Genomic DNA, 23,734 nt, shown 5'->3' on the forward strand with positions numbered 1-23,734 from the left:
ATCAGGGTGACAGGCTTCGCAGCACCAGGCTCGACAGGAGCGTCGGCGCCTCCTTGTTGTACTCAAAGCTGTGTTGCAGAAGCAACGGATTGAGGTAAGGCCGCATGACCAGGTAGATCGCCATGGCGGTCTCGTCCAGGGGCGTCTTGCGCTCGAAGTCACCGGATTGGCGACCCTCCTGCAACACATCTCGAAGCAGCGTCTGTATGCGTTCTTCATAGGCCAGAACGGCCTGCCAGCGCTCCGTGGCGGCCGAAGCGGCGATCTCGTAGAGCTTGCGATCCTGAAAAAACAGGCGAAGGCTCTCCTCTATCAGGGCCTTGAACATCCGCCGCAGCCTCTCCGGGGGCGCGTCTGCCCCAGCGACGGCTGCGCCGACCTCGGTTTCGATCTCACGCAGGCAGTTCGCACAGATCACCTCGCCAATGGCTTGCTTGGATCCAAAGAACTTGTAGATGTAGGCCTTGGAGAAGCCGATGGATTTGGCGAGATCGGAGACGGTTGTCTTCTCGTAGCCGTAGCGGCTGAAGTGTTCCGTGGCGGCGGCAACGATCTGGTCTCGCACCTCGTGGTCGGCCGGACCTCGGGTCGAAGCGGGAAGGGGGGTGCTGGTTTTCGTCATGGCGCCAGCTTACGTCACTTCAAAAGACTGGACAACTAGTGACTGTTTGGTATTATGGTCACTATTGTTTTTTCAAGGAAGAAATCCATGCTGCACAAACACACCCTTGCCGCGATCGCGGTGGCCTGCCTCACGGCGGGTTGCGCGGTCGGCCCCGATTACGTCCGGCCCGATGTGCCCATGCTGGAGCGATTCCAGGGCCAAGCGGCCGTGGACCGCAGACCGGCGACGGCCCCTGCCGATCTCGCCGAGTGGTGGGCGGCCTTTGGTGATCCGCAGCTGACACGCTTCGTCACGCTGGCGCTGGAACAGAACCTGGACATGGCGCAGGCCTCCGCGCGCGTCACTCAAGCGCGTGCCGGTTGGGGTGCGGCCCATGCCGCGTTGTTGCCAATAGGCAACATCACCGGCCAAGCTGCCAGGGCCTACCAATCCGCCGAGACGCCCTTGGGGCAGATCTTGAGCTCGACACCCGGTTTCGACCGTTACGGCAATGCCTACGACGCCCATCTGGGGGCGAGTTGGGAACTGGATGTGTTCGGAGGTCTGCGCCGCGAACGGGAAGCGGTGCTTGCCGAGTACCAGGCGTCGGAAGCGGGGGCCACCGCCACGCGGTTGGCTGTGGCGGCCCAGACCGCCGACCTCTACATCAGCATCCGTGGACTGCAAACCCGCCTGGCCATTGCGCAGCGGCAGGTGCAGACGCAACAAGAACTGCTCTCGACCATCCAGCGTCTGTATGGCAAAGGCTTGGTGGCCGAGCTTCAGGTGAGGCAGGCCGAAGGCGCGCTGGCCCAGGTGCGGGCATCCATCCCGGTCCTTGGGGCGGGTCTGGACGTGGCCATGAACGCACTGGACGTGATGCTGGGCTCGCCGCCCGGCACGCATCGGGCGGAGCTGGTCGGAGCCGGGAATGTCCCGGTCGCCCCCCAGATCACGGCCGCCGGGTCCCCGCGTGAGTTGCTCAGGCGTCGGCCCGATCTGATCGTGGCCGAGCGCCGCCTGGCCGCATCGAATGCGCGCATTGGTGGTGCCATGGCCGAGTACTACCCCAAGCTTTCTCTGAGCGGGCTGATCGGCAGTGCGACATCGGTGTCCGGTGGCCATCTGTTCAGCAGCGGTGCTGGCCAGGCGGCCGGCGTGCTGGGCCTGCGTTGGCGTCTGTTCGATTTTGGGCGCATCAACGCGCAAATTGAACAGGCCAAAGGCCGGGAGGCCGAAGTGCTGGCGGCCTATCGGCTTGCCGTGCTGCGGGCCACGGAGGATGTGGAAAACGCCTTTTCGGCGCTGGTCAACCGGGAAGAGCAGGCGGCTGTTCTCGCCAATGGGGTGGATTCACTGGGCCGCGCGCGAGACGCGTCGTTGGCGGGATATCAAAAAGGGGTGCTCAGCCTGATCGAGGTCCTGCAGGCCGACGAAAACCTGTTGCGCACCTCGGATGCACACGCACAGGCGCAAACGGAATCGGCACGGGCCGCGGTGGCGGCGTTCAGGGCGCTTGGGGGCGGTTGGCGGGACCGTGATTCGGCGAACGTGGCGACCCTGTAACCAGCCTGCCTACCTGCCCAATGTCTTGAGGTCCACACCATGAGCTATATCGTTTCCATCTTGACCGGCATTGTCCTGGTGCTGTTCATCAGCGGCTGCGCGAACACCAGCGAAGGTGAATACACGTATCGGTGGAGCCAGGACAGGGTAGAAACCTTGCAATTGAGCAACGGCATTTCCTTGAGGTATGTGCGCACTGGCACCGGCCAACCGCTGGTGCTTTTGCACACCATACGCACACAACTCGATTATTTTGAAAAGCTGGTGCCCGAACTCAGTGGGCAGTACCAGGTTTACGCGCTGGATTTGCCGGGGCATGGGCAATCCAGCCTGCCGCCGGTTGACTACACGGAAGAATTTCTGCGCCAGACGGTGAAAGAATTCATGACCAGGCTGGATCTGAAAGATGCCACCCTGGTGGGGGAGTCCATTGGCGGTGTCCTGGCATTGACCGTCGCCGCAGAGTTGCCTGACAGGGTCAAGAGGGTTGTTTCCCTGAATCCTTACGATTACGGAGAGGATTTTGGCGGCGGCATACGTCGGAGCAGAAGCGGCTGGATGGTCGGTCTGTTCCAGGTATTTGGCCCCTATACATTCGAACCGAGATTCGTCACCGCCGCCGTGCTGGGAGGGGGCTTTCATGACGCATCCCGGTTGCCGGAAAAAATGCTGACCGAATTTTCTCGGACCGGCCAACGTGACGGCTATCGCCGTGCCGAATATTCCGTATTCAAGAACTGGACAACGTGGGTAGAAGCCCGGCAACTCTATTCCAGGGTCGCGGTTCCCGTCACCTTCATCTATGGCAATGAGGATTGGTCAAACCCGGAAGAAAGATTGCGAAACCGACAGGCCATTGCCCATTCGAGGTTGAGGACGATCGAAAAATCGGGGCACTTCACAGCGCTGGAAAACCCCGGCGAGGTGGCGGACATCATCCTGTCCGGGCGTTCGCCATGACAAGCATCAGCTCGCCACGAGCTTGAAGCGGCTCTCGCCGCCGTCCGTGTCCACCAGCGTCCACTGCTGCGCATGAAACGCCCCCACCGCCGGGCGGTGGGCGATGGAGATCAGGGCACCGTCCTGCTCGGCCACCAGGGCGCGCAGCCGCTGATACAGCGTGGCCTCGGCGGCTTCGTCGAGGGCGCTGGTGGCCTCGTCCACGAACAGCCAGCGGGGCTTCTTGAGGATGGCGCGGGCGATCGCCAGGCGCTGCTGTTCGCCGCCCGAGAGCTTCTGGCCCCAGGTGTCTTCGCGGTCCAGCTCGTCGGCCAGCCGCGGCAGCAGCGCGTTGCGCAGGGCTTGTTGCAGTTCGGCGTCGGTGTAGTTCTCAGGCGTGGCGGGGTAGGCCAGCGCGGTGCGCAGCGGGCCGTTGGGGAAGTAGGGTTTTTGCGGCAGGAACATGACGCGGTCGTCGAAGTCGGTCGGCAGGTGCAGTCGCCCGCGGGCCCAGGGCCAGATGCCGGCCAGCGCGCGGAACAGCGTGGACTTGCCGCTGCCCGAGGGGCCTTTGATCAACAGGGTGTCGCCCGCCGACAGCGTGAGGCCGCTGCCGCTGAGCAGCGCCACCTGGCCTGGCAGCGCGATGTGCAGATCGTCCACGCTGAGGTGGTCGCTCTGGGTGGCGTCTTGGGTGTGGGCCAGCTCGGCCTGTTGTAGCGCCTGGAAGCTCTCTTCGAAGCTGATGATCCGGTCGGTGGTGGCACGCCAGGCGGCCAGGCTGCTGTAGTTGTCGACGAACCACGAGAGCGAGTCCTGCACGCGGCCAAAGGCGGACGAAATCTGCATCAGCTCGCCGAGCTGGATGGCGCCGCTGAAGAAGCGCGGCGCGGCCACGATGAAGGGGAACACCACGGCGGCCTGGCCGTAGAAGGTGTTGAACCAGATCAGCCGCTTCTGCGCCTTGATCAGGCTCAGGTAGTTGCCGAGCAGGGTGGTGAAGCGCCCGCCCAGCTGTGTGCGCTCCACCGGTTCGCCCCGGTCCAGCGCGATGGACTCGCTGTATTCGCGCACGCGCATAAGGTGGTGGCGGAAGTCGGCCTCGAAGCGCTGCTGTTTGAAGTTCAGCGCGATCTGCGGGCGGCCGATGTAATGCGTGAGTACGCTGCCGGCCAGCGCGTAGGCCACCGCCATCCAGACCATGAAGCCGGGGATCACGTACGAGCCACCGTTGAAGTCGAAGGCGAAGCTGCCGGAGAGGCCCCAGAGGATGCCGACAAAACTCACCAGGGTGACCACGGCATTCATCAGGCCCATGGTCAACCCGACGGTGTCGCCGGTGAACAGGTTCAGGTCTTCGGCGATGCGCTGGTCCGGGTTGTCGGGCGGCGCGTCGGCCTCTTTGGAAAAGCGCGCCAGCTCCAACTGGTAGAAGGCCTTGTTGGACAACCAGCGGTCCAGGTAGTGGGCGGTCATCCAGTTGCGCCAGCGCAGCTGGAGCAACTGCGTCAGGTAGAAGCGGTAGACCGCGATGACGATGAACGCGAAGGCGAGGTAGGTGAAGCGACCCAGCTCGCGCCAGAAGACCGGCTGGTCCTTGTTTTGCAGCGCGTCGTAGAAGCCGCGGTTCCACTCGTTGAGCAGCACCAACATGTAGACCGCGGCCAGATTGAGCGCGACGATGGCCGCCAGGAGGGCGCGCGCCTTCCATTTTTCTTCGGAACTGAAATAGGGCAGGGCCAGGCGGCCCACCTTGCCAGCGAACTGGCGGAAGCTTTTGAGTTTGGAGAGGGGTTCTGTCATGGGAAGTCTCTCAACGGGTGGAGCGAGGTGTCTTGAAAACAGGCTGCGGTGAAACCGGCTTTTCTGGGCCACTCGCAGCGTCCCCTTGAGGGGAAGACGCGCGCAGCGCTGCGCCGGGGTGGGTCATGTGTTCGAGATGCCGCTGGCCACGTGCCCGGCGGGCACGTGCAGCGCGGCCGACTCGATGTGGCCGGTCTGGTCGTCGAAGAAGAAGTCGGGCTCGAACTCGCGCAGGAACTCGCCCTTGGGCAGGCCGCCGAGGAACATGGCCTCGTCCACCTCGATGTTCCAGTTCATCAGCGTGCGGATGGCGCGCTCGTGCGCCGGGGCGCTGCGCGCGGTGACCAGCGCGGTGCGGATGCGCATGGCGCTCGTGCCTTCGGCTTGCAGCCGGTGCAGGGCTTCGAGCAGGGGCTTGAACGGGCCGCCGGCCAGCGGCTGGGCGGCCTTGCTGGCCTCGTGCGCCTGGAAGGCCGATAGGCCCTCGGCCTGGAACACGCGCTCGGCTTCGTCGGAGAACAGCACCGCGTCGCCGTCGAAGGCAATGCGCACCTCGTGCGGGTGGGCGTCGCTGGCGTGCACCGACAGCGGGTACACCTGCGCGGCCGGCACGCCGGCGTCGAGCGCGGCGCGCACGTCGGCCAGGTGGGTCGAGAGGAACAGGTTGGCGCGCAGCGGGCGCAGGTAGCGCCAGGGGGGCTGGCCGCGCGTGAAGCTGCCGCGCTGAATGGGCAGGCCGTAGTGCTGGGCGGAGCGGAACACGCGCATGCCCGAGACCGGGTCGTTGCGCGAGAGGATCACCACCTCCACGCGCTGGGCCGTGGCGTCGTTGAAGGCCAGCAGCTTGTGCACCAGCGAAAACGCCACCCCCGGCTGCGCCGGCTGCTCCAGCCGGTCCAGCTGCAGCTGCATGTAAGCCCGGTCGTCGCCGGTTTCGAACAGGCGGTTTTCTTCTTCAAAGTCGAACAGCGCCCGCGAAGAAATCGCGACCACCAATTGACCATCGAGTGTTGCAGCCATGGGTCAGGTCCCGGAGTAGAAGACGAACAGGAATGGCGAAGCGTAGCCGAACAGCGAAGAGGCGCGACAAGAGAGGGGAAGCCCCGCCGGGAATGCGGCGGAACCGGCTCCGCCGGGCCGCTCGCATTGCCCCTTGAGGGGCGGAGCGCAGCGACGGGGGTGGACCTACTTCACCAATTGATTCAGCTGAATGATCGGCATCAGCACCGCCAGAACGATCAGCATCACCACCGCGCCCATGCCCACGATGAGCAGTGGCTCCAGGATGGTGGCCAGGTGCATGGCGCGGCGCTGCACCTCGGCGCCGAGCTGTTTGGCGGCACGCCCGAGCATGGCGGGCAGCTGGCCGGTCTGCTCGCCCAGGCGGGCGAACATCGCCACCAACGGTGGGAAGCGCTTCTTGCTGGCGATGGCCGAGGCCAGCGGCGCGCCCTCGCGCACCAGCACCAGCGCGTCCAGCGCGTCGGCGCGCATGGCCTGGTTGCTCAGGGTTTCGGCCGCGGTCTGCAGCGCGCGCAGGATGGGCACACCCGCGGCCGCCAGCATGGCCAGCGTGGCGGCGAAACGCGCCGCGTTGTAGCCGCGCGCGAGCTTGCCCACCAGGGGCAGGCGCAGCCAGGCGGCGTCCATGCGCAGGCGCAGCGCAGGCTGGCGCCGCGCCATCACCAGCGCGCCCGCGGCGGCGATCAGCAGGCCCAGCAGGAACCAGCCGTAGCTGCGCACGAAGTCGCTGATGGCCAGCATCATCACGGTCAGGACGGGCAGGGCGCGCTTGCTGCCGGCGAACACGCCCGCCACCTGGGGCACCACGTAGCTGACCAGGAACACCACGATGACGATCGCCACCAGCGTGACGATGGCCGGATAGAGCGAGGCGGCGATGAGCTTGTTCTTGAGCGCCTCGCGCTCCTCCAGATCGTCGGCCAGGCGCTCCAGCACGGTGCCGAGCTGGCCGCTCTGTTCGCCCGCGGCGATCACGGCGGTGTAGATGTCGGAGAACTCGCGCGGGTGCGCGCTCAGGGCGCGCGCGAACGGCGAGCCGGCGTTGACCTCGGAGCGCAGGGAGGCCATGAGGTTGCGCTGGGCGTCGTTCTCGGCCTCTTCGGTCAAGGCGGCCAGCGCGCGCTCCAGCGGCAGGCCCGCGGCCACCAGCCCGGCGATCTGCCGGGTCCAGACCGCCAGCGCGGTGGCGTTGAAAACCCGGCCACCCCAGAGCGTGATGTTGAGGCCGCCCGCGCGCGCGCGGCTGCCCGAGCCGGTGGCGGGTTCGACCAGGATCGGCACCAGCGCACGCGCACGCAGCATGCTCCGCGCCGCCCGCGCCGTGTCCGCGTCGATCAGACCTTTTTGGGTGGCGCCCTGGGCGTCCAGGGCTTCGAAGGAATAGGCGGGCATGGAGGAGGTTCAGCAGATCATGGGACGTGTTGCACCGAGCACCCACCCCAAAACCAGACACCGCACCGGCGCGCTATGCCTGAGCCCGGAAACACCACGGAACCGGCTTCGCCGGGCCGTAGGTGTTGCCCCCTGGGGGGTGACGCGAAGCGGCGCGGGGGGAGCATCAGTCTCGCGTCACGCTGATCACCTCGGCCGCCGAGGTGATACCCGCCTCGACCAGGTGCTGGCCGTCTTCGCGCATGGAGCGAAGACCGGCCGCTTGCGCCGTGGCGATGAGCTCGCTTTCGGCGGCGCGGTTGTGGATCAGGCTGCGCATCGGGTCGTCGCAGACCAGCAGCTCGTAGATGCCGGTGCGGCCCTTGTAGCCCACGTGGTTGCAGCGCTCGCAGCCCACGGCCCGCCAGTGGCCCTGCTCGTCGCGCTCGCGGCAGTGCACGCACAGCTTGCGCACCAGGCGCTGGGCCAGCACGCCCAGCAGCGAGCTGCTGAGCAGGAAGGGCTCCACGCCCATGTCGGTCAGGCGCGTGACGGCGCTGGCCGCGTCGTTGGTGTGCAGGGTGGCGAGCACCAGGTGGCCGGTGAGCGAGGCCTGGATGGCGATCTGCGCGGTCTCGAAGTCGCGGATCTCGCCGATCATGATCACGTCGGGGTCTTGCCGCAGGATGGCGCGCAGCGCCTTGGCGAAGTCGAGGTCGATCTTGGGGTTGACCTGGGTCTGCCCCACGCCGGCCAGCTCGTATTCGATCGGGTCTTCCACCGTCATGATATTGAGCGTGCTCGCGTCCAGCCGCTGCAGGCCGGCGTAGAGCGTGGTGGTCTTGCCCGAGCCGGTGGGGCCGGTGACCAGGATGATGCCGTGCGGCTGCGTCAGCAGGTGCTTGAAGCGGGTGAGCACGTCGCCCTGCATGCCCACGGCTTCGAGGTTGAGCTTGCTCTCGCTCTTGTCGAGCAGGCGCAGCACCGCGCGCTCGCCGTGCGCGCTGGGCAGGGTGGACACGCGCACGTCCACCGCGCGCGTGCCGATGCGCAGCGAGATGCGGCCGTCCTGCGGCAGGCGCTTTTCGGAGATGTCGAGCTCGGCCATGATCTTCAGGCGCGAGATCAGCGCGGCGTGCAGGGCGCGGTTGGGCCGCACCACCTCGCGCAGCGTGCCGTCGACCCGGAAGCGCACGCTGGAGTGGCGCTCGTAGGGCTCGATGTGGATGTCGCTCGCGCCGTCGCGCGCGGCCTGCGTGAGCAAGGCGTTGAGCATGCGGATGATGGGCGCGTCGTCGGCGGTTTCCAGCAGATCCTCGATGGCGGGCAGCTCCTGCATCATGCGGCTCAGATCGGCGTCGCTCTGCACTTCGCTGACCACCGCCGCCGCGCTCGATTCGCCCTGGGCATAGGCCGCGCTGATGCGTTGGGCCAGGGTGTCGCCCGCTTCCCAATGCAGTTCGCGCACGTCGTGGCAGCGCAGGATCTCGGACAGCGCCGACAGGCGCCGCGTCTGCACGGCGGGGTCGCTCACGGCGCTGTGGCTGCCCAGCAGGGTCAGGCCCTCGCCGCTGTCTTCCAGCAGCCAGAGGTGCTCGCGCGCAAAGGCATAGGGCAAGGGGTACTTCATGGTGCGGCGCTCACTGCGCGGGCGTGCCCGACGGCTCTGGCGTGGCGGGTGCGGTGGTCGCGGGCTGGGCCGCGGGGGCCCGCTGCGGCGCCATCACCGGCGCCTCGTTGATCTGCAGCACGCTGCTGGGCGCGGGTTGCACGTCTTTCTGCACCGAGCGCATGAGTTCGTAGCGGTCCAGCGAGAGGCTGCTGGTCTGGCGCGCGTCGCGCAGCACCACCGGGCGCAGGAAGACCATCAGGTTGGTTTTCTTGCGGCTGCGGGTCTCGCTCTTGAACAGGTTGCCGAAGAAGGGCACGTCGCCCAGGCCGGGCACCTTGTCCTGGTTGCCGGCGTACTCGTCCTGCAGCAGGCCGCCGAGCACCACGATGGCGCCGTCGTCGACCAGCACCGTGGACTCGATGGTGCGCTTGTTGGTGATCAACCCGGTGGTGGAGTTGACCGAGGACGCCTGCACGCTGCTGACCTCCTGGTAGATGGTCATCTTGATGGTGCCGTTCTCGCTGATCTGCGGTTTGACGCGCAGGGTCAGGCCCACGTCCTTGCGTTCGATGGTCTGGAACGGGTTGACCGAGCCCTCGTTGCTGCCGGTGTTGGTGAACTGGCCGGTCACGAAGGGCACGTTCTGGCCGATCACGATCTTGGCTTCCTCGTTGTCCAGCGTGAGCAGGTTGGGGGTGGAGAGGATGTTGCCGTCGCCGTTCTGCTGCAGGAAGCGCGCCAGGAAACCCAGCACGTAGACCCCGTCCTTGCGCTGGGCCGCGCCGATGTTCAGGCCCGCGCCGGGCGCTTTGACGCTGCTGTAGTCGCCCTCGGCGATGGCCAGGGTATTGGTCAGGATGTTGTTGCCGTTGGTGCCGAAGTTGGTGCCCATCAGGCCGATCAGGCTGTTACCGACCTGGCCCAGCGGGCCTTGCCACTGGATGCCGAACTCGGCCGCCTTGTCGGCGTTGACCTCGGCGATCAGGCTCTCCACATAGACCTGGGCCCGGCGCCCGTCGAGCTGGTCGATCACGGCGCGCAGCTGCCGGTACTGGGGCTCGGGCGCGGTGATGATGAGCGCGTTGGTGGCCGGGTCGGCCTGGATCTGGCCGCCGGTGGACGGGGCCGCGCTGGCGGCCACGGGGGTGGTCGCGGCGCTGGCGCCGGTGCTGGCCGTGGTGGCGGCGCGCATCTGAGGGGCCGGACTGCTGGACGCGACGCTGGCCGTTGCGCCACCCGAGCCGGCGGCCATGGCCGCGCGCAGCGTGGTGGCCAGTGCGGTGGCGTCCGCATTCTTCAGGTAGACCACGTGGATGTTGCCCGCCGCGCTCTCCGCGGTGGGCTGGTCCAGCTTGTCCACCAGGGAGCGCACCAGTGCCAGGCGGGCCGGGTTGGCCGCGCGCAGCACCAGGCTGTTGCTGCGCGGTTCGGCCACCAGGGTGGTCTTGTACGACTGGTCGGCCTGCGCGGCGCCGGCGGGCGCGCCGCTCGTGCCCGAGTCGATCAGGCGCTGCACCAGCGGCGCCAGGTCCGCGGCGATGGCGTGGCGCAGCGGGATGATCTCCACATCGGTCGCGCCCGAGACGTCCAGCGCGTTGATGATGCGGCCGATGCGCCGCAGGTTGTCGGCGTAGTCCGTGATGATCAGCGAGTTGTTGCCGGGGTTGACGTTGATCGTGTTGTTCGGCCCGATCAGCGGGCGCAGCACCGGCACCAGGTTGTTCGCCGCCTCGTGGTTGAGGCGGAAGATCTGGGTGACGATCTGGTTGGACGACGCGAGCGAGGTCACCGACCCCGCGTTCACCGGGTTGCCCAGCAGCTTGGCGTCGGCCTCGGGCACGACCTTGTACAGGCCGTCCGTGTCCACCAGCGAAAAACCCTGCAGGCGCAGCGCGGCACCGAACTGGTTGAGCGCGACGGCGGGCGGCACGGGCCGGTCGGTCGAGAGGTTGATCGTGCCCTTGACGCGCGGATCGACCACCACGTTGCGGCCGGTGATGGTGGCCATGGTGCGCGCCACCGCTTCGATCTCGGCTTGCACGAAATTGAGCGTCACCGGTTCGCTGGCGCGGCCCTGGGCATGGGCCGCCGGCCAGGGCAGGGGGCTCCAGGCCAGGCCAACGAGCAGGGCGAGCGCCGTCAGCGTGCGGCCCGCGACCGGCGCCCGGGGCGTGCCGGTGGGGGCGTGGTGAGAGTGCAGAGTCATGATTTGATCCTATCGCGAAGTCCGGCGCGTGGCGGGCTAGCCAATGTTGAGGAGCGAGCGCGGGCCGTCCCGGCGCCCCAGGATGTTGAGCAGGTTGGTCAGCGCCGCTTCGCGGCCGGGCGCGGCCCGGGCTTCGCCCTGGAAGCGCAGGCGGCCTGCGATCCACTGGCCCTTGCCCTTGAGCCGCAACTCGCCACGCAGGGTGTTGAGCGCCAGGGTGGCGCCGCGCCCTTCGTCGGCCGATTGCAGCGCCAGCCGGTAGCTGCCCAGCGGGCGCAGCGTGGACACGCGCGAGGCCACGTCCAGCGCGTCCACCGTGAGCGTGCCTTGAAAGCGGGTGCCGCGGCTGGACCACCGCACGCTCAGGCCGGGCGAGCGCAGCGCCAGCTGGCCTTCCAGGCGCAGGGTGTTCCAGGGGGTTCCCAGGCCCGCGAGCAGGTCCGCCGGCCACTGGCTGTTGAACGCCGCCACGCGCAGCTCGGCGCCGTTGAGGCCGAGCACGGCGGTGAGGGACAGAGGCTCGGGCGTGCAGCACGGCGCGCTCAGTTGCACGGCCAGGGCGGGCCGGGCGCCGGCCAGGGTGGGGGTCAGGCGCCAGACCACGCCCTGGGGCAGGGAAGTCTGGCCCCGGCTGCCCTCGCCGCCGGTGAACAGCAGGTCGGCCTGACCGCGCCAGACGGTGCCGCGCGCGTTGACCAGCTGCAATTGCCCCTGGGTGGCCGATTGCAGCGCCTGCCCCAGCCAGCGCGCCGGCGCGAACAGCAGCAGCGCCAGGGCCAGGCCGAGCGCGGCGCCCAGCCATGCCATGCGGGTGGTGGAGCGGTGCTGCATCAGTTGGCCAACCCCAGCCCCGGGCTGGTGAGCACCATCTGGCCGCTCCAGCCGGCGGGGTTGTCCGTGCGGTTGAGCTGGGCCTGCACCGGCAGGAGCCGGGCGTTGACCCGCACCTGGGCCAGCCACTGGGCCAGCGCCTCGGGGGCCGTGCCCTTGAAGGTCACGGTGGCGCGGTCGCCCATCACCGAGAACTCGACCGTGCCCGCCGCCGCGGCATTGGCTTCTTGCAGCGCGCGCAGCACGGCCGCACGGCCCGGCGGCTGGCCGGTGTTCTGTCCACGCAGGGCCTCGGCGGTGGCGGCCAGGCCGCGCATGCGGGCCAACTGCTGGTCGAGCCTGGCGTGTTGTTCGGGCGCCTGGCGCAGCGTGTTCAGCGCGGGCGACAGGGCCAGCCACCAGAGCAGGCCCAGGCCCAGCACCCAGGCGGCCAGGGTCACGGCGCGCCGTTCGCGGGGCGAGAGGCGGGCCAGTGTGGTGTGCAGCCGCTGGCCGATGGCGGCCAGCGCGGAAAAGCGGGAGGGTTCGGGCATGCGGTTCACCGGGTTTCTGCGCGCAGGGTGAGCACGTCGCCTTCCAGCGTGGCCCGCCAGCCGTTGCGCTCCAGCGTCTGCTGCAGCTGGCGCAGTGGTTCTTCGGGGGCCGACCACGCGCCGAAACGGGCCTCGCCGGGGGTGAATTCGATGGAGCGGGGAGCGAGTGGCGCCCCGGTGGACGACTGGGCCAGCGCCGCGAGCTGGGCTTCCAGATCGGCACCCGAGAGCGCGCCGTGGGCCTGCAGCAGCGCGGCGAGTTCGCGCTGCATCTGCAGGGGCGCGTCGAGCACCAGCGTCACCTTGGGGAAGGCCTGCTGCAGGGTCTGGCGAACCGCCTGCTCCTTGCGGTCGAGGCTGCGGCGTTCGTACCAGGCCGTGGCGTTGAGCCCGACCAGTTGCATGGCCACCAGCGCGACCAGCGCCCAGCGGGCGGGTCGCCAGGCCGGCGCGCTGCGCCACTGGCGCAGGCTTTGCAACCAGCGCTGCTGGCGGCGCGAGCTCGACGACAGGCTCAGGTCGAACTGGGCCAGGTTCCAGCCGGTCTGGCTGCTGCGCAGCAGCCACGACGACAGGGGCACCAGCTCGAAACGTTGCCCCAGGGCCTGTTCGGCCAGGGCCACCGCGGCGGGGTCGGCCATCCAGCGGGCCTGGGCGGGCGGGGTCTCGGGGTGCAGACCGGGCACGTCTGGCCCCGGGGTGGCCGCGTCCAGCCCTGCGGCGCCCGGGCCGGGTTCGTTGAGCCCGCCGGTGGTGGGCTCGCGCAAGGGGATGCAGCTCACGCCGCGTGCGCTGGCACTGGCCAGCCAGGAGCGTTCGGCGCCCACATGGGCCCAGTGGATCACGTCCGGGGGCGCATCGGTGGGGCCGGCGTCCTGCGGCGTCCCCTGGCCCAGGGGCGCCAGGGCCGGGACGATGCGCGACACCGGTCGCCCCGCCGCCTCCAGCGTCCGCAGCCAGCCTTGCAGCCAGGCCTTGTGGCAGGCGGCCACCCACACCGTGCGGCCCGGGCGGCCACCCGGTTCCAGGGCAAAGTGCAGTTGCTCGGTGTCGCCGAGCAGGCGTTCTTCGAGCATGCCGTCGAGCACAGCGCGCAGCTTGCCCGCGGCCACCTTGGGCAGGGCGAGCTGGTGCCAGGACACGGCCCGTGGCGGCAGCACCAGCACCACGTCGTCGTCGCGCGGCAGCAGCGAGACCGCGCATTGGCCGTGTTCCGCCACCTGCTGGCCCAGGGTCGAGCCGACCCAGTCCAGCAGGGCCGTCGGTCCGGGTTCGGTCGCCACCGAAAAGTGGGCAGGGGTGAGGATCAACACGGGAGGAGTGGCCGACAGGCGGAGCGGTGCAGGGACATGAGGCGCTCCATTCTAGAGAAGCGGTGCGGCGCCCCGGCCGGTGGGGGGCGCGTGCTCACTGGAGTACCTTCGCCCTGCGGGCTGCGGTGCGAGCTTGCTTGGGAGCGGCCCAGCGCGGCGCTCATGGGCGCGCCATGCGTTCGCGCCAGAGCACCCGCACGTTCAGGGCGTTGCGCACCACCAGCGAACGCTCTTCGATCACGGTGTCGTCCAGCCGCAGGCGGCCCCGCACTTCGAAGAAGCGGCTTCGCACGCCGTGGGTCTCGTCCGTGAGCCGGGCGGCCACGCCCGGCACCAGGCGCCCGGCGTCGCGCACGCTGGTGAACGGGTCGCGCTCCCTCTGGGCCACCATTTGCTGCGCCATGGCCAGGTCCAGCCCGGGCACGCTGGCGCTCAGGGCCTGGGCGCTGGCGGTGTTGATGTTGAGCTGCGTGCGCTCGGGCAGCACCGTCACGTGCGGCTCCAGCGCCACCAGGCTGGCGTGGCTCAGGCCGAGCCAGCTGAGCTGCGACAGCCGCTTGGGGATCAGCGCCGAGCGCGAGGGCATGGGGTCGTCGACCGCGAGCCGGGAGGTGTTGAGCAGCGCCGCGACCGCCGCGTTGAGCTCGGCCGCCGGCAGGTCCAGCAACTGGTAAAGGCGCAGAAAGCTCGCCACGTCGTCCTCTGAAAGTTCGACCGTGCTCCCGGTGCTGGGACCAGTGCCGGGGCCGGTTCCCGGGCCGGTGCCCGAGCCCGAGCCGGTGCCGGTGCCGGTGCCGGTTCGGGTCGTCCGCACGACGTTCATGAAATTCAGGCGCGACTGCTGGTCGATCACTTCGCCCGACAGAAAGGCCTGCAGGGCGTCGTTGTCGGTGTTGTTCTTGTCGACCGCCAGAAAACTGCTGAGCCGGGCTTCCTCCAGGGGCACGGCCCAGGGTTCGCCCAGGTGGTCCACATTGCCGCGGCTGCGACCGCCACGGGCGTCTTCGCGCAGGATCAGACGGGACCAGTCCAGCGCGCCGGTCAGTATCCAGCCGGCCTGCAGGCGCTGGCGCTCGGCCGTCTCCACCTCGATGGCACGCCACTGCTGCCACAGCGCCGCCGTCGCCAGCGTGGCCACCAGCGCGACCGTCAGCATGGCCAACAGCAGCGCCGCACCGCGCTGCCGCGCTGCCGCGCAGCGTGGGGGCCGAAGGGCCAGCCGCCGGGCCGCCCCAAGGCAGGCCCAGCCCCCTCGGGGGGCAGCGACCCGTGCAGCGGCGGAGCGTGGGGGCAAGGTTTCACCGCCGGACCGCCCCAAGGTGAAACAGCCCCCTCGGGGGGCAGCGACCCGCGCAGCGGCGGAGCGTGGGGGCCGAAGGGCCAGCCGCCGGGCCGCCCCAAGGCAGGCCCAGCCCCCTTGGGGGGCAGCGACCCGCGCAGCGGCGGAGCGTGGGGGCGTCATCTTCCGGCCTCCAGCGTCGGGCGCACCCAGTCGCGCACCAGGGTGCCCGAGAGGCTTTGTCCACCCGAGAGGGTGAGCACCAGACGCACGCCGTTGGGCATGGCGGCCAGGTTGGCGGGAGCGCTGTCGGCGGCCTCGGTACCGGCCGCCGAGAGCGGGTTGCTCCAGGTTTCACCCCGGTGGTAGAACAACTGCCATTGGCTGATGCCCATCAGCGCAATGGCGCTGTCGGCGCTGGTGTTCTCCGGCACGGTGCCGCCACTTTGCGCCCACTCCGCCGCCCGTTGCCAGGCGCGGGCCAGTTCGTCGCGCCGGCGCAGCGGGGGCGATTGCCAGCGCGCCCATTGCCCGGCGCCCAGCATGGCGGCGGTGCTGCCGGCGGTCTGGGCCAAGCCACTGGTGTGGGTCCAGGCGACCACCCGCAGGCCCGGGCTGTCGAGGCCGGTTTCGGCGCTGTCACGGCGCGTCAGGCGCAGCACCCGGCCGTCGAAATCGAGCATGCTCACCTCGCCGGTTTCCACCACCGCGTCGAGGTCGGCGGCCCACTGGCCCAGCGCCGCCTGCATGCGCATCAGCTCGTCGGAGCGTTGCTGGGTGAGGGTCTGCGTGCGGGTCATGCCGTCGATCGAGCGCCAGCTCAGCAGCGCCAACATGGACATCACCGCAATGGCGACCAGCAACTCGATCAGGGTGAATCCCAGGAACCTGCGTCTTAGAGGACTCCAGCGACGCATGCAACCCTCCAACCGAGGGGCACCGAGGCGGCAAGCACTTTCCGGAGCGCAGTGTCCCTGCCCAGAGACACCGAGGAACCGGCTTCGCCGGGCCTCTGGTGTCGCCCCCTTGAGGGGGTAGCGCGAAGCGCTGCGGGGGTGTTTCATCAATACCGCCCCATCACCGTGGACAGGCTGAGCAGGCGCGCGACCACGCCGTCCACCGGTGCTTCGACCACCGCGTCCACGCGCCGGAAGTTCGGGTTGGGGGTGGGCTGGACCGCCAGCCGCACCTGCAGCATCTGGCCCGCCTGCTCGCAGGCCACGGTGCTCTCCCCCACGCTGGGCAGCTGGCGCGTCAGGCGCAGCCGCGCGAATTCGTTCTCGGCGCAGAGTTGGGCCAGCCACTGGTCGCTCTGGCGGGTGGCGGCGCGCGTGAGCGCACCGGTGGCCTGCACCCCCGCGGCCAGGGTGATGGCCACCACCGCCAGCGCCACCAGGATTTCGATCAGGGTGAAGCCGCCCGCGCGCTGGTGGCTTGTCATGGCACGGGCTCCTCGGGCACGACCGTGAAAGGCGCCAGCCCGTCGGTGGCCAGCGTGAGGCGGCGCTCGCCCCGCTGGATCACCAGGCGCTGGGCCGCGATCAGCGGTTCGGGGCCCAGGGTCAGCGTTTCAGCGCCCACGGGTTGTGTGATCTGCGGGTGGGTGTCGGGCTGCAGCCAGCTGCGGGCGCCGGCCAGGGGACTGCCCTCCCGGACGGCGTTGCCGATGAACTCGAAACCCTGGTCCGAACCGCGCCAGAGCACCGCCACGCCGCTGGTGCGCGACTGCGCCCGGGCCGACTCAAGCAGGGCCGACAGGCGCAGGCCTTCGCGCTCCAGCAGGGTGGCGTCGTTGTCGCGCAGGGCGAAGCTCACACCGGCCGTGGCCAGCGCCACGATGGACACCACCACCATCAGCTCCAGCAGGGTGAAGCCCCGGCTTCCGTGGGCTTGTGGGGGCCTCATGCACATCATCGAATGCCCCAGGCCTTGCGCGCGAGCTGTCCGCATCCCGCCGCTGCCGACGATCCGCTCTTCGACAGGCTCAGGACGGGTCAAAGGACACCGTCCCCCTGAGGGACGCCGCGCCATGGCGCCGGGCGGGCGTGTTCATTGCCAGCTGCCGACGTCGGCGTCCCTGGCTTCGCCGCCCGGCTGACCGTCGGCCCCCAGCGACAGCACGTCGACTTCGCCGTGCACGCCGGGGTTCAGGTACTGGTACGGACGGTTCCAGGGGTCGGCCGGCAGCTTGTCGAGGTAAGGGCGCCAGTTCGGCGGCACCGGCGCGGTGGTGGGCCGGATCACCAGGGCGTTCAGGCCCTGTTCGGTGCTGGGGTAGCGCTGGTTGTCCAGGCGGTAGAGCTTGAGCGCCTGCATCAGGTTGTTCACGTCGGTGCGGGCGGCGGTCACACGCGCGTCATCGGCGCGGTCGAGCACGTTGGGCACGATCAGCGCGGCCAGCACGCCGATGATGACCAGCACCACCATGAGTTCGATCAGCGTGAATCCACGCTGCAGGACCCGGCGAGCAGCACCGTGAGCGGGGTGGATGCCGGGTATGGAGGGGCAAAGGCGTTTCAAATCGATCTCCCGAATCGGGCCTCAGGCGGGCAGGTGGCGTGGGCTGCAGACGGGGCCCGTCTCGTGGGCGCCCGCCCATGGGCGTGACAAACGGTCGATCATAATGCGGCCATGAACAAGGCGGCACTGTCTGGTCGTTTGAGACTTCCCCTCGCGGGCCCGTCGGGCGGGGGCTTCGCCGCGCGGGGCTGGCCGGCCTGGATGGCCGGGCTGCTGTGGCTGCTGGTGGGGCTGAGCGCCGGTTACTGGGTCCTGCTGGCCTGGGGGCGTGGCCCGATGGTCCCGGTGAGCGCCGCGGCCGCCAGCCTGCCCCAGACCGACGTGGCCCTGGTGGCCCGTGCGCTGGGGTCCTTGCCCCAGGCCGCGGCCGAAACCGCGCCACCCCAGACGCCCGCCACGCGCTACCGGCTGGTCGGTGTGGTGTCCAGGCGCAACCAGAGCGGTGCGGCGCTGATCGCGGTGAACGACCAGCCGCCGCGCCCCTACACCGTGGGTGCGGTGCTGGAAGGCGAGCTGGTGCTGCAGTCGGTGAATCGGCGCGTGGCTCGGCTGGGCCCGACCCTCAACGGGCCGAGCAGCGTGGAACTGGAACTGGCGCCAGTCGCCAACTGATGGAGCGCGCTGCTTGAACCCCGCTGCGCCCCCGGAACAACCGCATGGCGCGCAGGCGGTCCCTGGCGGCGCTGCTGCTGCGAACCCGCTGCTGAGGCCCTCGGGCAGCCTGTTGAACAACCTCTGCCTGGAGTTGCGGCGGCATCCGCCGTTCAACGAAATGGAACCGGCCCACGTGAAGGCCTTTGTGGCCGCGTCGCGCCAGGCCTATTTCGCACCGGGCGAAGCGGTGGTCCGTCCGGAGGACGGAGCGGTGCGCGAGCTGTTCTTCATCCGCCGCGGGGCCATCACCGGCAAGCGCGGTCTGTCGGACGTGGCCGGCGGCGCCTTCCAGTACGAGGCCGGCGACCTGTTTCCCATCAGCGCCGTGCTGGCCCGGCGCGCACCCACCACCACCTACAGCGCCACCGAAGACACGTTCGTGCTGGGCCTGCCCGCCGACGAGATGCAGGCGCTGGCCGAAACCAGCCCCGTGTTCGGCGACTTCCTCAACCGCCGCATCCTGAAGTTCCTGGACCTGTCGCGCGCCGCGTTGCAGGTGGTCTATGCCTCGCAGGCGCTGGCCGAACAGTCGCTGGAGACCCCGCTGGCCCAGCTGTGCCACAAGGCGCCCGTGACCTGCTCGCCCGACACACCGCTGCAGGACGTGCTGTCGCAGATGCACCGCCTGCGCATCGGCTCCATGCTGGTGGTCAACCCCACCGGCGAGCCGGTGGGCATCCTGACCCGGTACGACATCCTCGGCCGCGTGGCGCTGGCGCAGCTGCCCATGGCCACCCCCATCGCGCAGGTCATGGTGCAGCCCGTGCACAGCCTCACCACCGCGCACACCGCGCAGGACGCGGCCCTGCTGATGTCCCAGCACGGCATCCGCCATGTGCCCATCACCCGCGAAGGGCGCGCCGTGGGCATCGTCTCCGAGCGCGACCTGTTTGCCCTGCAGCGTCTGAGCCTCAAGCACGTCAGCGGCAGCATCCGCAACGCCGCCGACGTGCCCACACTCAAGCTGGTGGCGCACGACATCCGGCGTTTTGCCCGCAGCCTGCTCGGACAGGGCGTGCAGGCCAAGCAGCTCACCGCGCTCATCAGCCACCTCAACGACGTGTTGACCGCCCGCCTGCTGGAGATCAAGGCGGCGGAGCACGGGCTCGATCCGCAGCGGTTCTGCTGGGTCGCGCTGGGTTCCGAAGGGCGCGGCGAACAGACCATCGCCACCGACCAGGACAACGCCCTCATCCTCGCCGACCCGGCCGACGGGCCGCCCCACGACAAGGCCCGCCTGCTGGCCTTTGCGCGCGAGGTCAACGAAGCGCTGGACGCCTGCGGCTACCCGCTGTGCCGGGGCAACATCATGGCCAGCAACCCGGACTGCTGCCTCACCGAGAGCGAATGGCGGCAGCGGTTTGCCCAGTGGATCGACCAGGGCTCCCCCAACGACCTGCTCAACGCCAGCATCTATTTCGACTTCCGCGCCCTCGCGGGCCGACCGGCCTTGGCCGCCGACCTGCGCGCATTCGTCACCCGGCGCGCCGCGGCCAACCCGCGTTTCCTGAGTCAGCTCGCGGTCAATGGCCTGGCGCATGGCGCGCCGCTGAACTGGCTGGGCCAGATCGACACCACCCTGGTGGACGGCGTGGCCACGCTCGACATCAAGCTGCAGGGCACGGCGATCTTCGTGGACGTGGCGCGTTTGTATGCGCTGGCCCGCGGTGTCGCGGCCACCGGCACGCGCGAGCGTTTCGAGGCATTGGGCCCCTTGCTGGGTGTGCCGCCACACGAACACCAGGCCTGGGTCGGCGGGTTCGAGTTCCTGCAGATGCTGCGGCTGCGTGCCCAGCTCGATGGCACCACGGTGGGCGACAGCGCCAACCGCATCGCCGTGGGCGGGCTCAACGACATCGACCGCCGCATCCTCAAGGAAACGCTGCGTGTGGCGCGCACCCTGCAGCAGCGGGTGAAACTCGACTACGAACGATGAGCGCTCTGCCACAGCGGGCCCGCGCGTGGTGGCAGCGGATCCTGTCCGGGCCGCGTGCGGGCACGGCCGGGCGCCCCGGGCTGGAGCGCTGGGTGGTGCTCGATGTGGAAACCAGCGGGTTGGACACCGCTCAGGACAAGTTGCTGGCGATCGCCGCGGTCGCCCTGCGGGTGGACTGGGCGCGGGCGCGCCTGGACATCACGCTGGGCGACAGCTTCGAGGTGCAATTGCGGCACGACATGACCGGACAACGCCAGCGCGCCGGGCTGGAGCCCGCTCTGGCGCTGCAGGCCTTTGCCGACTTCGTGCAGTCGTCTCCCCTGCTGGCGTTTCGCAGCGGGTTCGATGAAAGCCTGATCGGGCGCCATTGCCAGCAGCACCTGGGCCGCCGGCTGCACAACCCCTGGCTGGACATGGAACACCTGTGCGTCCTGACGCAGGGCAGCGTGCCGGCCCGATCACTCGACGACTGGTTTCAGCATTTCGGCATTGAATGTGCGCAACGCCACCAGGCCGCCGCCGACGCTCTGGCCGAGAGCGAGTTGCTGCTGCGCATCTGGCCCGCCTTGTCCCGGCAATGCCGCGGCTGGGACGATGTGGTCCGCCTGGCCGGTCATCGGCGTTGGTTGAGGGACTGAGCGACCCTGCCCCCTCGGCGGTCAATGGCCGTGTGGTTCCAGCAGGCGCTGCGCCGCCAGCAACAGCGGCCACGCGAGCAGGGTGCCCACGCCTTGCCCCATGCGCAGCTCCATGTCCAGCAGGGGTTGCGCCTGCAGGTGGATCAGCAGCAGGCGGTGGCCCGGCTCCGCCGAGCGGTGGGCAAAAATCAGGTAGTCCGCGCAGGCCGGCGCCAGCGCGCGGGCCACCAGGGCCGCCGCACTGGCCACGAAACCGTCCAGCAGCACCACCCGCCGCTCGCTGGCGGCCTGCAGCATCGCACCCGTCAGCATCGCGATCTCGAAGCCCCCCATGGCCGCCAGCACCTCCAGCGGCGCGGTGGCCTTGCGGTGCCGGCTGGCGGCGGCGAAGAGCTTTTGCAGCTTGTGCTGGAGCTGGGTTTCGTTCAACCCGCTGCCACGTCCGCAGGCGTCGGCCAGCGGCACGCCGCACAACCGGGACAGCATCAGCGCCGCGCAAGACGTGGCCGCGACACCGACGTCGCCCAGCGCGAGGACATTGCCCGGCAGGTGGCGCACCACATCCATGCCCGCGTGCACGGCGGCCACGGCCTGGGTGAGCGACATCGCTGGACTCAGCACCATGTTGCGCGTGCCGTATCCGATCTTGCGCGGCAGCAGGGTGGCGCTGGGCACGGTATCGCCGGGCAGGTTGATGTGGGATGCCAGGCCGGCGTCGACCACCGTCAGGTTGAAACCATGCAGTTGCGCCAGGCTGTTCACCACCGCAGTGCCTTGCAGCATCTGCAGCACCCGCAGGCGGGTCGTGTCCTGGGGGAAGACGGAAACCCCTTCGTCGGCGATGCCGTGGTCGCCCGCGAACACGACGATCTGGGGGGCCAGGAAGGTGAGCGGGTCGAACTGTGTCGGATCGGCATGCTGGATGCGTGCCAGTTGCAGCGCCAGGGTCTCGATGCGACCCAGGGCATGCTCAGGCAGTTCTTTCCTTGAGAGCCGCCCGCGCAGTTCGACCTCCAGTCCCGCGTCGGTGGTGGGCGACACCAAGGGGAGCCGCAAACCATGCGTCTCTTCCCGGGTGCTCAAATCCGCTGGGACGGGAAGGGTCGCGGTGTTCATGGGTTCTTGGACGGGTGGGGATCAGCTCTTGAGGAACAGACGGTACACCGGATTCTGGGTTTCTTCCACATACGGATAACCCAGGGTCTCCAGGAACTTGGCAAAGGCCTTGTCGTCCTTGGCCGGAACCTGCAGGCCCACCAGGATGCGGCCGTAGTCGGCGCCCTGGTTGCGGTAATGAAACAGGCTGATGTTCCAACCCGGACGCATCAGGCTCAAAAACTTCAGCAGGGCCCCCGGGCGCTCGGGAAACACGAAACGCAACAAGCGCTCATCCTGTGCCAGCGGGGAATGCCCGCCCACCATGTGGCGGATGTGTTCCTTGGCCAGGTCGTCGTGGGTGAGGTCCAGCGTCTCAAAGCCGTGCTTGCCCAGCGTCTGGGCGATTTTTCCGGACTCGCCCTTGCCATGGGTGCTCAGGCCCACGAACACGTGCGCCAGCCGGTCGTCGTGGATGCGGTAATTGAACTCGGTCACGTTGCGCGCGCCCTTGCTGCCGCCAAACGCCGGCAGGTCGCCGATCAACTCGCAGAAGCGCCGGAAGCTGCCGCGTTCCTCTGGGATGGTGACCGCCAGCAGCGCCTCGCGTTCTTCGCCCACCTCGGCCCGCTCGGCCACGAAACGCAGCCGGTCAAAGTTCATGTTGGCGCCACACAGAATGGCGGCGTAGGTTTCGCCCTTTTTCTTGTGCGTGGACACGTACTGCTTGATGGCGGCCACCGCCAGCGCCCCCGAGGGTTCGACGATGCTGCGCGTGTCGACAAAGATGTCCTTGATGGCCGCGCACACCGCGTCGGTGTCCACCACCACGAACTCATCCACCAGCCCGCTGGCGATCCGGAAGGTTTCTTCGCCCACCAGCTTGACCGCCGTGCCGTCGGCGAACAGGCCCACATCCTGCAGCGTCACGCGCCCACCCGCGTTCACCGACTGCAACATCGCGTCCGAGTCGACGGTCTGCACCCCGATCACCTTGATCTCCGGGCGCACCGCCTTGATGTAGTTGGCCACGCCGGAGATCAGGCCGCCACCACCAATGGCGACGAACACGGCGTCCAGGTGGTCGGAACCCAGGCTCTGCAGCTGGCGCAGAATTTCCATCGCAATCGTGCCCTGTCCCGCGATCACATCCGGATCGTCGAAAGGGTGCACGAAAGTGAGTCCCTGCTTCTTTTGCAGAGCCACCGCATGGGTATAGGCGTCGGAGTAGCTGTCTCCGTGCAGCACGACCTCACCACCCAGTGCACGCACCGCGTCCACCTTGACCTGTGGCGTGGTGGTGGGCATGACGATGACGGCCCGGGTACCGAGCTTGTGTGCGCCCAGCGCCACGCCCTGGGCATGGTTGCCGGCCGAGGCGCAGATCACACCTTTCTGGAGCTGATCCACCGACAGGTGGGCCATCTTGTTGTAGGCCCCACGCAGCTTGAAACTGAACACCGGCTGCTGATCCTCCCTCTTGAGCAGCACCGTGTTGTGCAGGCGGCGGCTCAGATTTTTTGCCGGTTCAAGTGCCGATTCCACGGCCACGTCATAGACACGGGCGGTCAGGATCTTCTTCAGGTAGTCGGCGGGCCCGAGTGTGGTGACGGGGGATGGACTGGGCAAAACAGGGCTCGGGGCGGGTTTTTGTGGGCGGGCGGGCATGGTGGTTCCTCGGTCGCCATCATATCGAGCAGCCATTCGGGCAAAAAAAACCCGGACTGGCGAACCGGTCCGGGCTTAAATCCACCCGTGGAGGGTAGAGGAGACAACCTTAAATACAATGGTGCCAGTATAGCGCTGCCATG

Annotated in this window: 21 protein-coding genes; 5 read left to right on the forward strand and 16 right to left on the reverse strand. The window is 68.8% G+C overall.

Annotation, left to right across the window (positions count from 1 at the left end; all coding sequences use genetic code 11):
• Nucleotide 1: 1 nt before the first annotated feature.
• Nucleotides 2-622, reverse strand: coding sequence for a TetR/AcrR family transcriptional regulator (locus AC07YZ_RS14535; protein ID WP_494795247.1), 621 nt, complete (start codon nt 620-622; stop codon nt 2-4).
• Between the two features lie 87 nt (nt 623-709).
• On the opposite strand from AC07YZ_RS14535, the gene AC07YZ_RS14540 reads away from it, so the two are divergent.
• Nucleotides 710-2,170, forward strand: a complete 1,461-nt coding sequence (locus AC07YZ_RS14540) for an efflux transporter outer membrane subunit (protein ID WP_494795248.1) — start codon at nt 710-712, stop codon at nt 2,168-2,170.
• Nucleotides 2,171-2,209: 39 nt separating this feature from the next.
• Nucleotides 2,210-3,130 carry an alpha/beta fold hydrolase gene (locus AC07YZ_RS14545; RefSeq protein WP_494795249.1) on the forward strand — a complete coding sequence of 307 codons (921 nt, stop codon included), beginning with the start codon at nt 2,210-2,212 and terminating at the stop codon, nt 3,128-3,130.
• 6 nt (nt 3,131-3,136) lie between these two features.
• Here the strand turns inward: AC07YZ_RS14545 and AC07YZ_RS14550 are convergent, their stop codons facing one another.
• From AC07YZ_RS14550 to gspG, 13 genes are all read right to left on the reverse strand, one after another.
• On the reverse strand, nt 3,137-4,912 hold the full coding sequence (locus AC07YZ_RS14550) for an ABC transporter ATP-binding protein/permease (protein ID WP_494795250.1): 1,776 nt from the start codon (nt 4,910-4,912) through the stop codon (nt 3,137-3,139).
• A 123-nt stretch (nt 4,913-5,035) separates the two neighbouring features.
• Nucleotides 5,036-5,932 (reverse strand): 5'-nucleotidase, encoded by an 897-nt coding sequence (locus AC07YZ_RS14555; protein WP_494795251.1) that lies wholly within the window; start codon nt 5,930-5,932, stop codon nt 5,036-5,038.
• Nucleotides 5,933-6,097: 165 nt separating this feature from the next.
• Entirely contained in the window at nt 6,098-7,327 is a 1,230-nt protein-coding gene (gspF, locus tag AC07YZ_RS14560) for a type II secretion system inner membrane protein GspF (RefSeq protein ID WP_494795252.1), read from the reverse strand.
• A gap of 166 nt (nt 7,328-7,493) precedes the next feature.
• Nucleotides 7,494-8,936: a type II secretion system ATPase GspE gene (gene gspE, locus AC07YZ_RS14565; RefSeq protein WP_226494330.1), complete on the reverse strand. Its 1,443-nt coding sequence runs from the start codon at nt 8,934-8,936 to the stop codon at nt 7,494-7,496.
• 10 nt (nt 8,937-8,946) lie between these two features.
• Nucleotides 8,947-11,124, reverse strand: coding sequence for a type II secretion system secretin GspD (gspD, locus tag AC07YZ_RS14570; protein ID WP_494795253.1), 2,178 nt, complete (start codon nt 11,122-11,124; stop codon nt 8,947-8,949).
• Nucleotides 11,125-11,160: 36 nt separating this feature from the next.
• Nucleotides 11,161-11,955: a type II secretion system protein N gene (gene gspN, locus AC07YZ_RS14575; protein ID WP_494795254.1), complete on the reverse strand. Its 795-nt coding sequence runs from the start codon at nt 11,953-11,955 to the stop codon at nt 11,161-11,163.
• Nucleotides 11,955-12,488, reverse strand: a complete 534-nt coding sequence (locus AC07YZ_RS14580; RefSeq protein WP_226494327.1) for a type II secretion system protein M — start codon at nt 12,486-12,488, stop codon at nt 11,955-11,957. The genes gspN and AC07YZ_RS14580 overlap by 1 nt, the downstream gene beginning before the upstream one ends.
• 5 nt (nt 12,489-12,493) lie before the next feature.
• Entirely contained in the window at nt 12,494-13,801 is a 1,308-nt protein-coding gene (gene gspL, locus AC07YZ_RS14585) for a type II secretion system protein GspL (RefSeq protein ID WP_494795255.1), read from the reverse strand.
• Nucleotides 13,802-13,961: 160 nt separating this feature from the next.
• Complete coding sequence (gene gspK / locus AC07YZ_RS14590; protein ID WP_494795256.1) at nt 13,962-14,957, reverse strand: type II secretion system minor pseudopilin GspK; 996 nt, start codon at nt 14,955-14,957, stop codon at nt 13,962-13,964.
• Between the two features lie 302 nt (nt 14,958-15,259).
• Nucleotides 15,260-15,997 carry a PulJ/GspJ family protein gene (locus AC07YZ_RS14595; protein ID WP_494795257.1) on the reverse strand — a complete coding sequence of 246 codons (738 nt, stop codon included), beginning with the start codon at nt 15,995-15,997 and terminating at the stop codon, nt 15,260-15,262.
• A 146-nt stretch (nt 15,998-16,143) separates the two neighbouring features.
• Nucleotides 16,144-16,521: a type II secretion system minor pseudopilin GspI gene (gspI, locus tag AC07YZ_RS14600; RefSeq protein WP_494795258.1), complete on the reverse strand. Its 378-nt coding sequence runs from the start codon at nt 16,519-16,521 to the stop codon at nt 16,144-16,146.
• Nucleotides 16,518-16,985, reverse strand: a complete 468-nt coding sequence (locus AC07YZ_RS14605; RefSeq protein ID WP_494795259.1) for a prepilin-type N-terminal cleavage/methylation domain-containing protein — start codon at nt 16,983-16,985, stop codon at nt 16,518-16,520. Before AC07YZ_RS14605 ends, gspI begins: the two co-directional genes overlap by 4 nt.
• A 144-nt stretch (nt 16,986-17,129) precedes the next feature.
• Nucleotides 17,130-17,600 (reverse strand): type II secretion system major pseudopilin GspG, encoded by a 471-nt coding sequence (gene gspG, locus AC07YZ_RS14610; protein WP_494795260.1) that lies wholly within the window; start codon nt 17,598-17,600, stop codon nt 17,130-17,132.
• A gap of 111 nt (nt 17,601-17,711) precedes the next feature.
• Here gspG and AC07YZ_RS14615 point away from each other — a divergent pair, with 111 nt between their 5' ends.
• From AC07YZ_RS14615 to AC07YZ_RS14625, 3 genes are read left to right on the forward strand one after another with little or no spacing between them, the layout of a single operon-like run.
• Nucleotides 17,712-18,212, forward strand: a complete 501-nt coding sequence (locus AC07YZ_RS14615; RefSeq protein ID WP_494795261.1) for a type II secretion system protein N — start codon at nt 17,712-17,714, stop codon at nt 18,210-18,212.
• A gap of 13 nt (nt 18,213-18,225) precedes the next feature.
• Nucleotides 18,226-20,190: a DUF294 nucleotidyltransferase-like domain-containing protein gene (locus AC07YZ_RS14620; protein ID WP_494795262.1), complete on the forward strand. Its 1,965-nt coding sequence runs from the start codon at nt 18,226-18,228 to the stop codon at nt 20,188-20,190.
• Entirely contained in the window at nt 20,187-20,828 is a 642-nt protein-coding gene (locus AC07YZ_RS14625; protein WP_494795263.1) for a 3'-5' exonuclease, read from the forward strand. The genes AC07YZ_RS14620 and AC07YZ_RS14625 overlap by 4 nt, the downstream gene beginning before the upstream one ends.
• A 21-nt stretch (nt 20,829-20,849) precedes the next feature.
• Here the strand turns inward: AC07YZ_RS14625 and cobT are convergent, their stop codons facing one another.
• Complete coding sequence (gene cobT / locus AC07YZ_RS14630) at nt 20,850-21,884, reverse strand: nicotinate-nucleotide--dimethylbenzimidazole phosphoribosyltransferase (RefSeq protein WP_226494317.1); 1,035 nt, start codon at nt 21,882-21,884, stop codon at nt 20,850-20,852.
• Nucleotides 21,885-21,965: 81 nt separating this feature from the next.
• Nucleotides 21,966-23,591 carry a threonine ammonia-lyase, biosynthetic gene (gene ilvA, locus AC07YZ_RS14635; protein WP_226494316.1) on the reverse strand — a complete coding sequence of 542 codons (1,626 nt, stop codon included), beginning with the start codon at nt 23,589-23,591 and terminating at the stop codon, nt 21,966-21,968.
• Between the last annotated feature and the right edge of the window lie 143 nt (nt 23,592-23,734).

The sequence above is a fragment of the Hydrogenophaga sp. GW101-3F08 genome (assembly GCF_059424585.1).

What these genes read in the sequence shown, in the direction of transcription:
- AC07YZ_RS14535 (WP_494795247.1), bottom strand. Translation starts at nt 622, where the DNA reads ATGACGAAAACCAGCACCCCCCTTCCCGCTTCGACCCGAGGTCCGGCC.
- AC07YZ_RS14540 (WP_494795248.1), top strand. Translation starts at nt 710, where the DNA reads ATGCTGCACAAACACACCCTTGCCGCGATCGCGGTGGCCTGCCTCACG.
- AC07YZ_RS14545 (WP_494795249.1), top strand. Translation starts at nt 2,210, where the DNA reads ATGAGCTATATCGTTTCCATCTTGACCGGCATTGTCCTGGTGCTGTTC.
- AC07YZ_RS14550 (WP_494795250.1), bottom strand. Translation starts at nt 4,912, where the DNA reads ATGACAGAACCCCTCTCCAAACTCAAAAGCTTCCGCCAGTTCGCTGGC.
- AC07YZ_RS14555 (WP_494795251.1), bottom strand. Translation starts at nt 5,932, where the DNA reads ATGGCTGCAACACTCGATGGTCAATTGGTGGTCGCGATTTCTTCGCGG.
- gspF (WP_494795252.1), bottom strand. Translation starts at nt 7,327, where the DNA reads ATGCCCGCCTATTCCTTCGAAGCCCTGGACGCCCAGGGCGCCACCCAA.
- gspE (WP_226494330.1), bottom strand. Translation starts at nt 8,936, where the DNA reads ATGAAGTACCCCTTGCCCTATGCCTTTGCGCGCGAGCACCTCTGGCTG.
- gspD (WP_494795253.1), bottom strand. Translation starts at nt 11,124, where the DNA reads ATGACTCTGCACTCTCACCACGCCCCCACCGGCACGCCCCGGGCGCCG.
- gspN (WP_494795254.1), bottom strand. Translation starts at nt 11,955, where the DNA reads ATGCAGCACCGCTCCACCACCCGCATGGCATGGCTGGGCGCCGCGCTC.
- AC07YZ_RS14580 (WP_226494327.1), bottom strand. Translation starts at nt 12,488, where the DNA reads ATGCCCGAACCCTCCCGCTTTTCCGCGCTGGCCGCCATCGGCCAGCGG.
- gspK (WP_494795256.1), bottom strand. Translation starts at nt 14,957, where the DNA reads ATGCTGACGGTCGCGCTGGTGGCCACGCTGGCGACGGCGGCGCTGTGG.
- AC07YZ_RS14595 (WP_494795257.1), bottom strand. Translation starts at nt 15,997, where the DNA reads ATGCGTCGCTGGAGTCCTCTAAGACGCAGGTTCCTGGGATTCACCCTG.
- gspI (WP_494795258.1), bottom strand. Translation starts at nt 16,521, where the DNA reads ATGACAAGCCACCAGCGCGCGGGCGGCTTCACCCTGATCGAAATCCTG.
- AC07YZ_RS14605 (WP_494795259.1), bottom strand. Translation starts at nt 16,985, where the DNA reads ATGAGGCCCCCACAAGCCCACGGAAGCCGGGGCTTCACCCTGCTGGAG.
- AC07YZ_RS14615 (WP_494795261.1), top strand. Translation starts at nt 17,712, where the DNA reads ATGAACAAGGCGGCACTGTCTGGTCGTTTGAGACTTCCCCTCGCGGGC.
- AC07YZ_RS14625 (WP_494795263.1), top strand. Translation starts at nt 20,187, where the DNA reads ATGAGCGCTCTGCCACAGCGGGCCCGCGCGTGGTGGCAGCGGATCCTG.
- ilvA (WP_226494316.1), bottom strand. Translation starts at nt 23,591, where the DNA reads ATGCCCGCCCGCCCACAAAAACCCGCCCCGAGCCCTGTTTTGCCCAGT.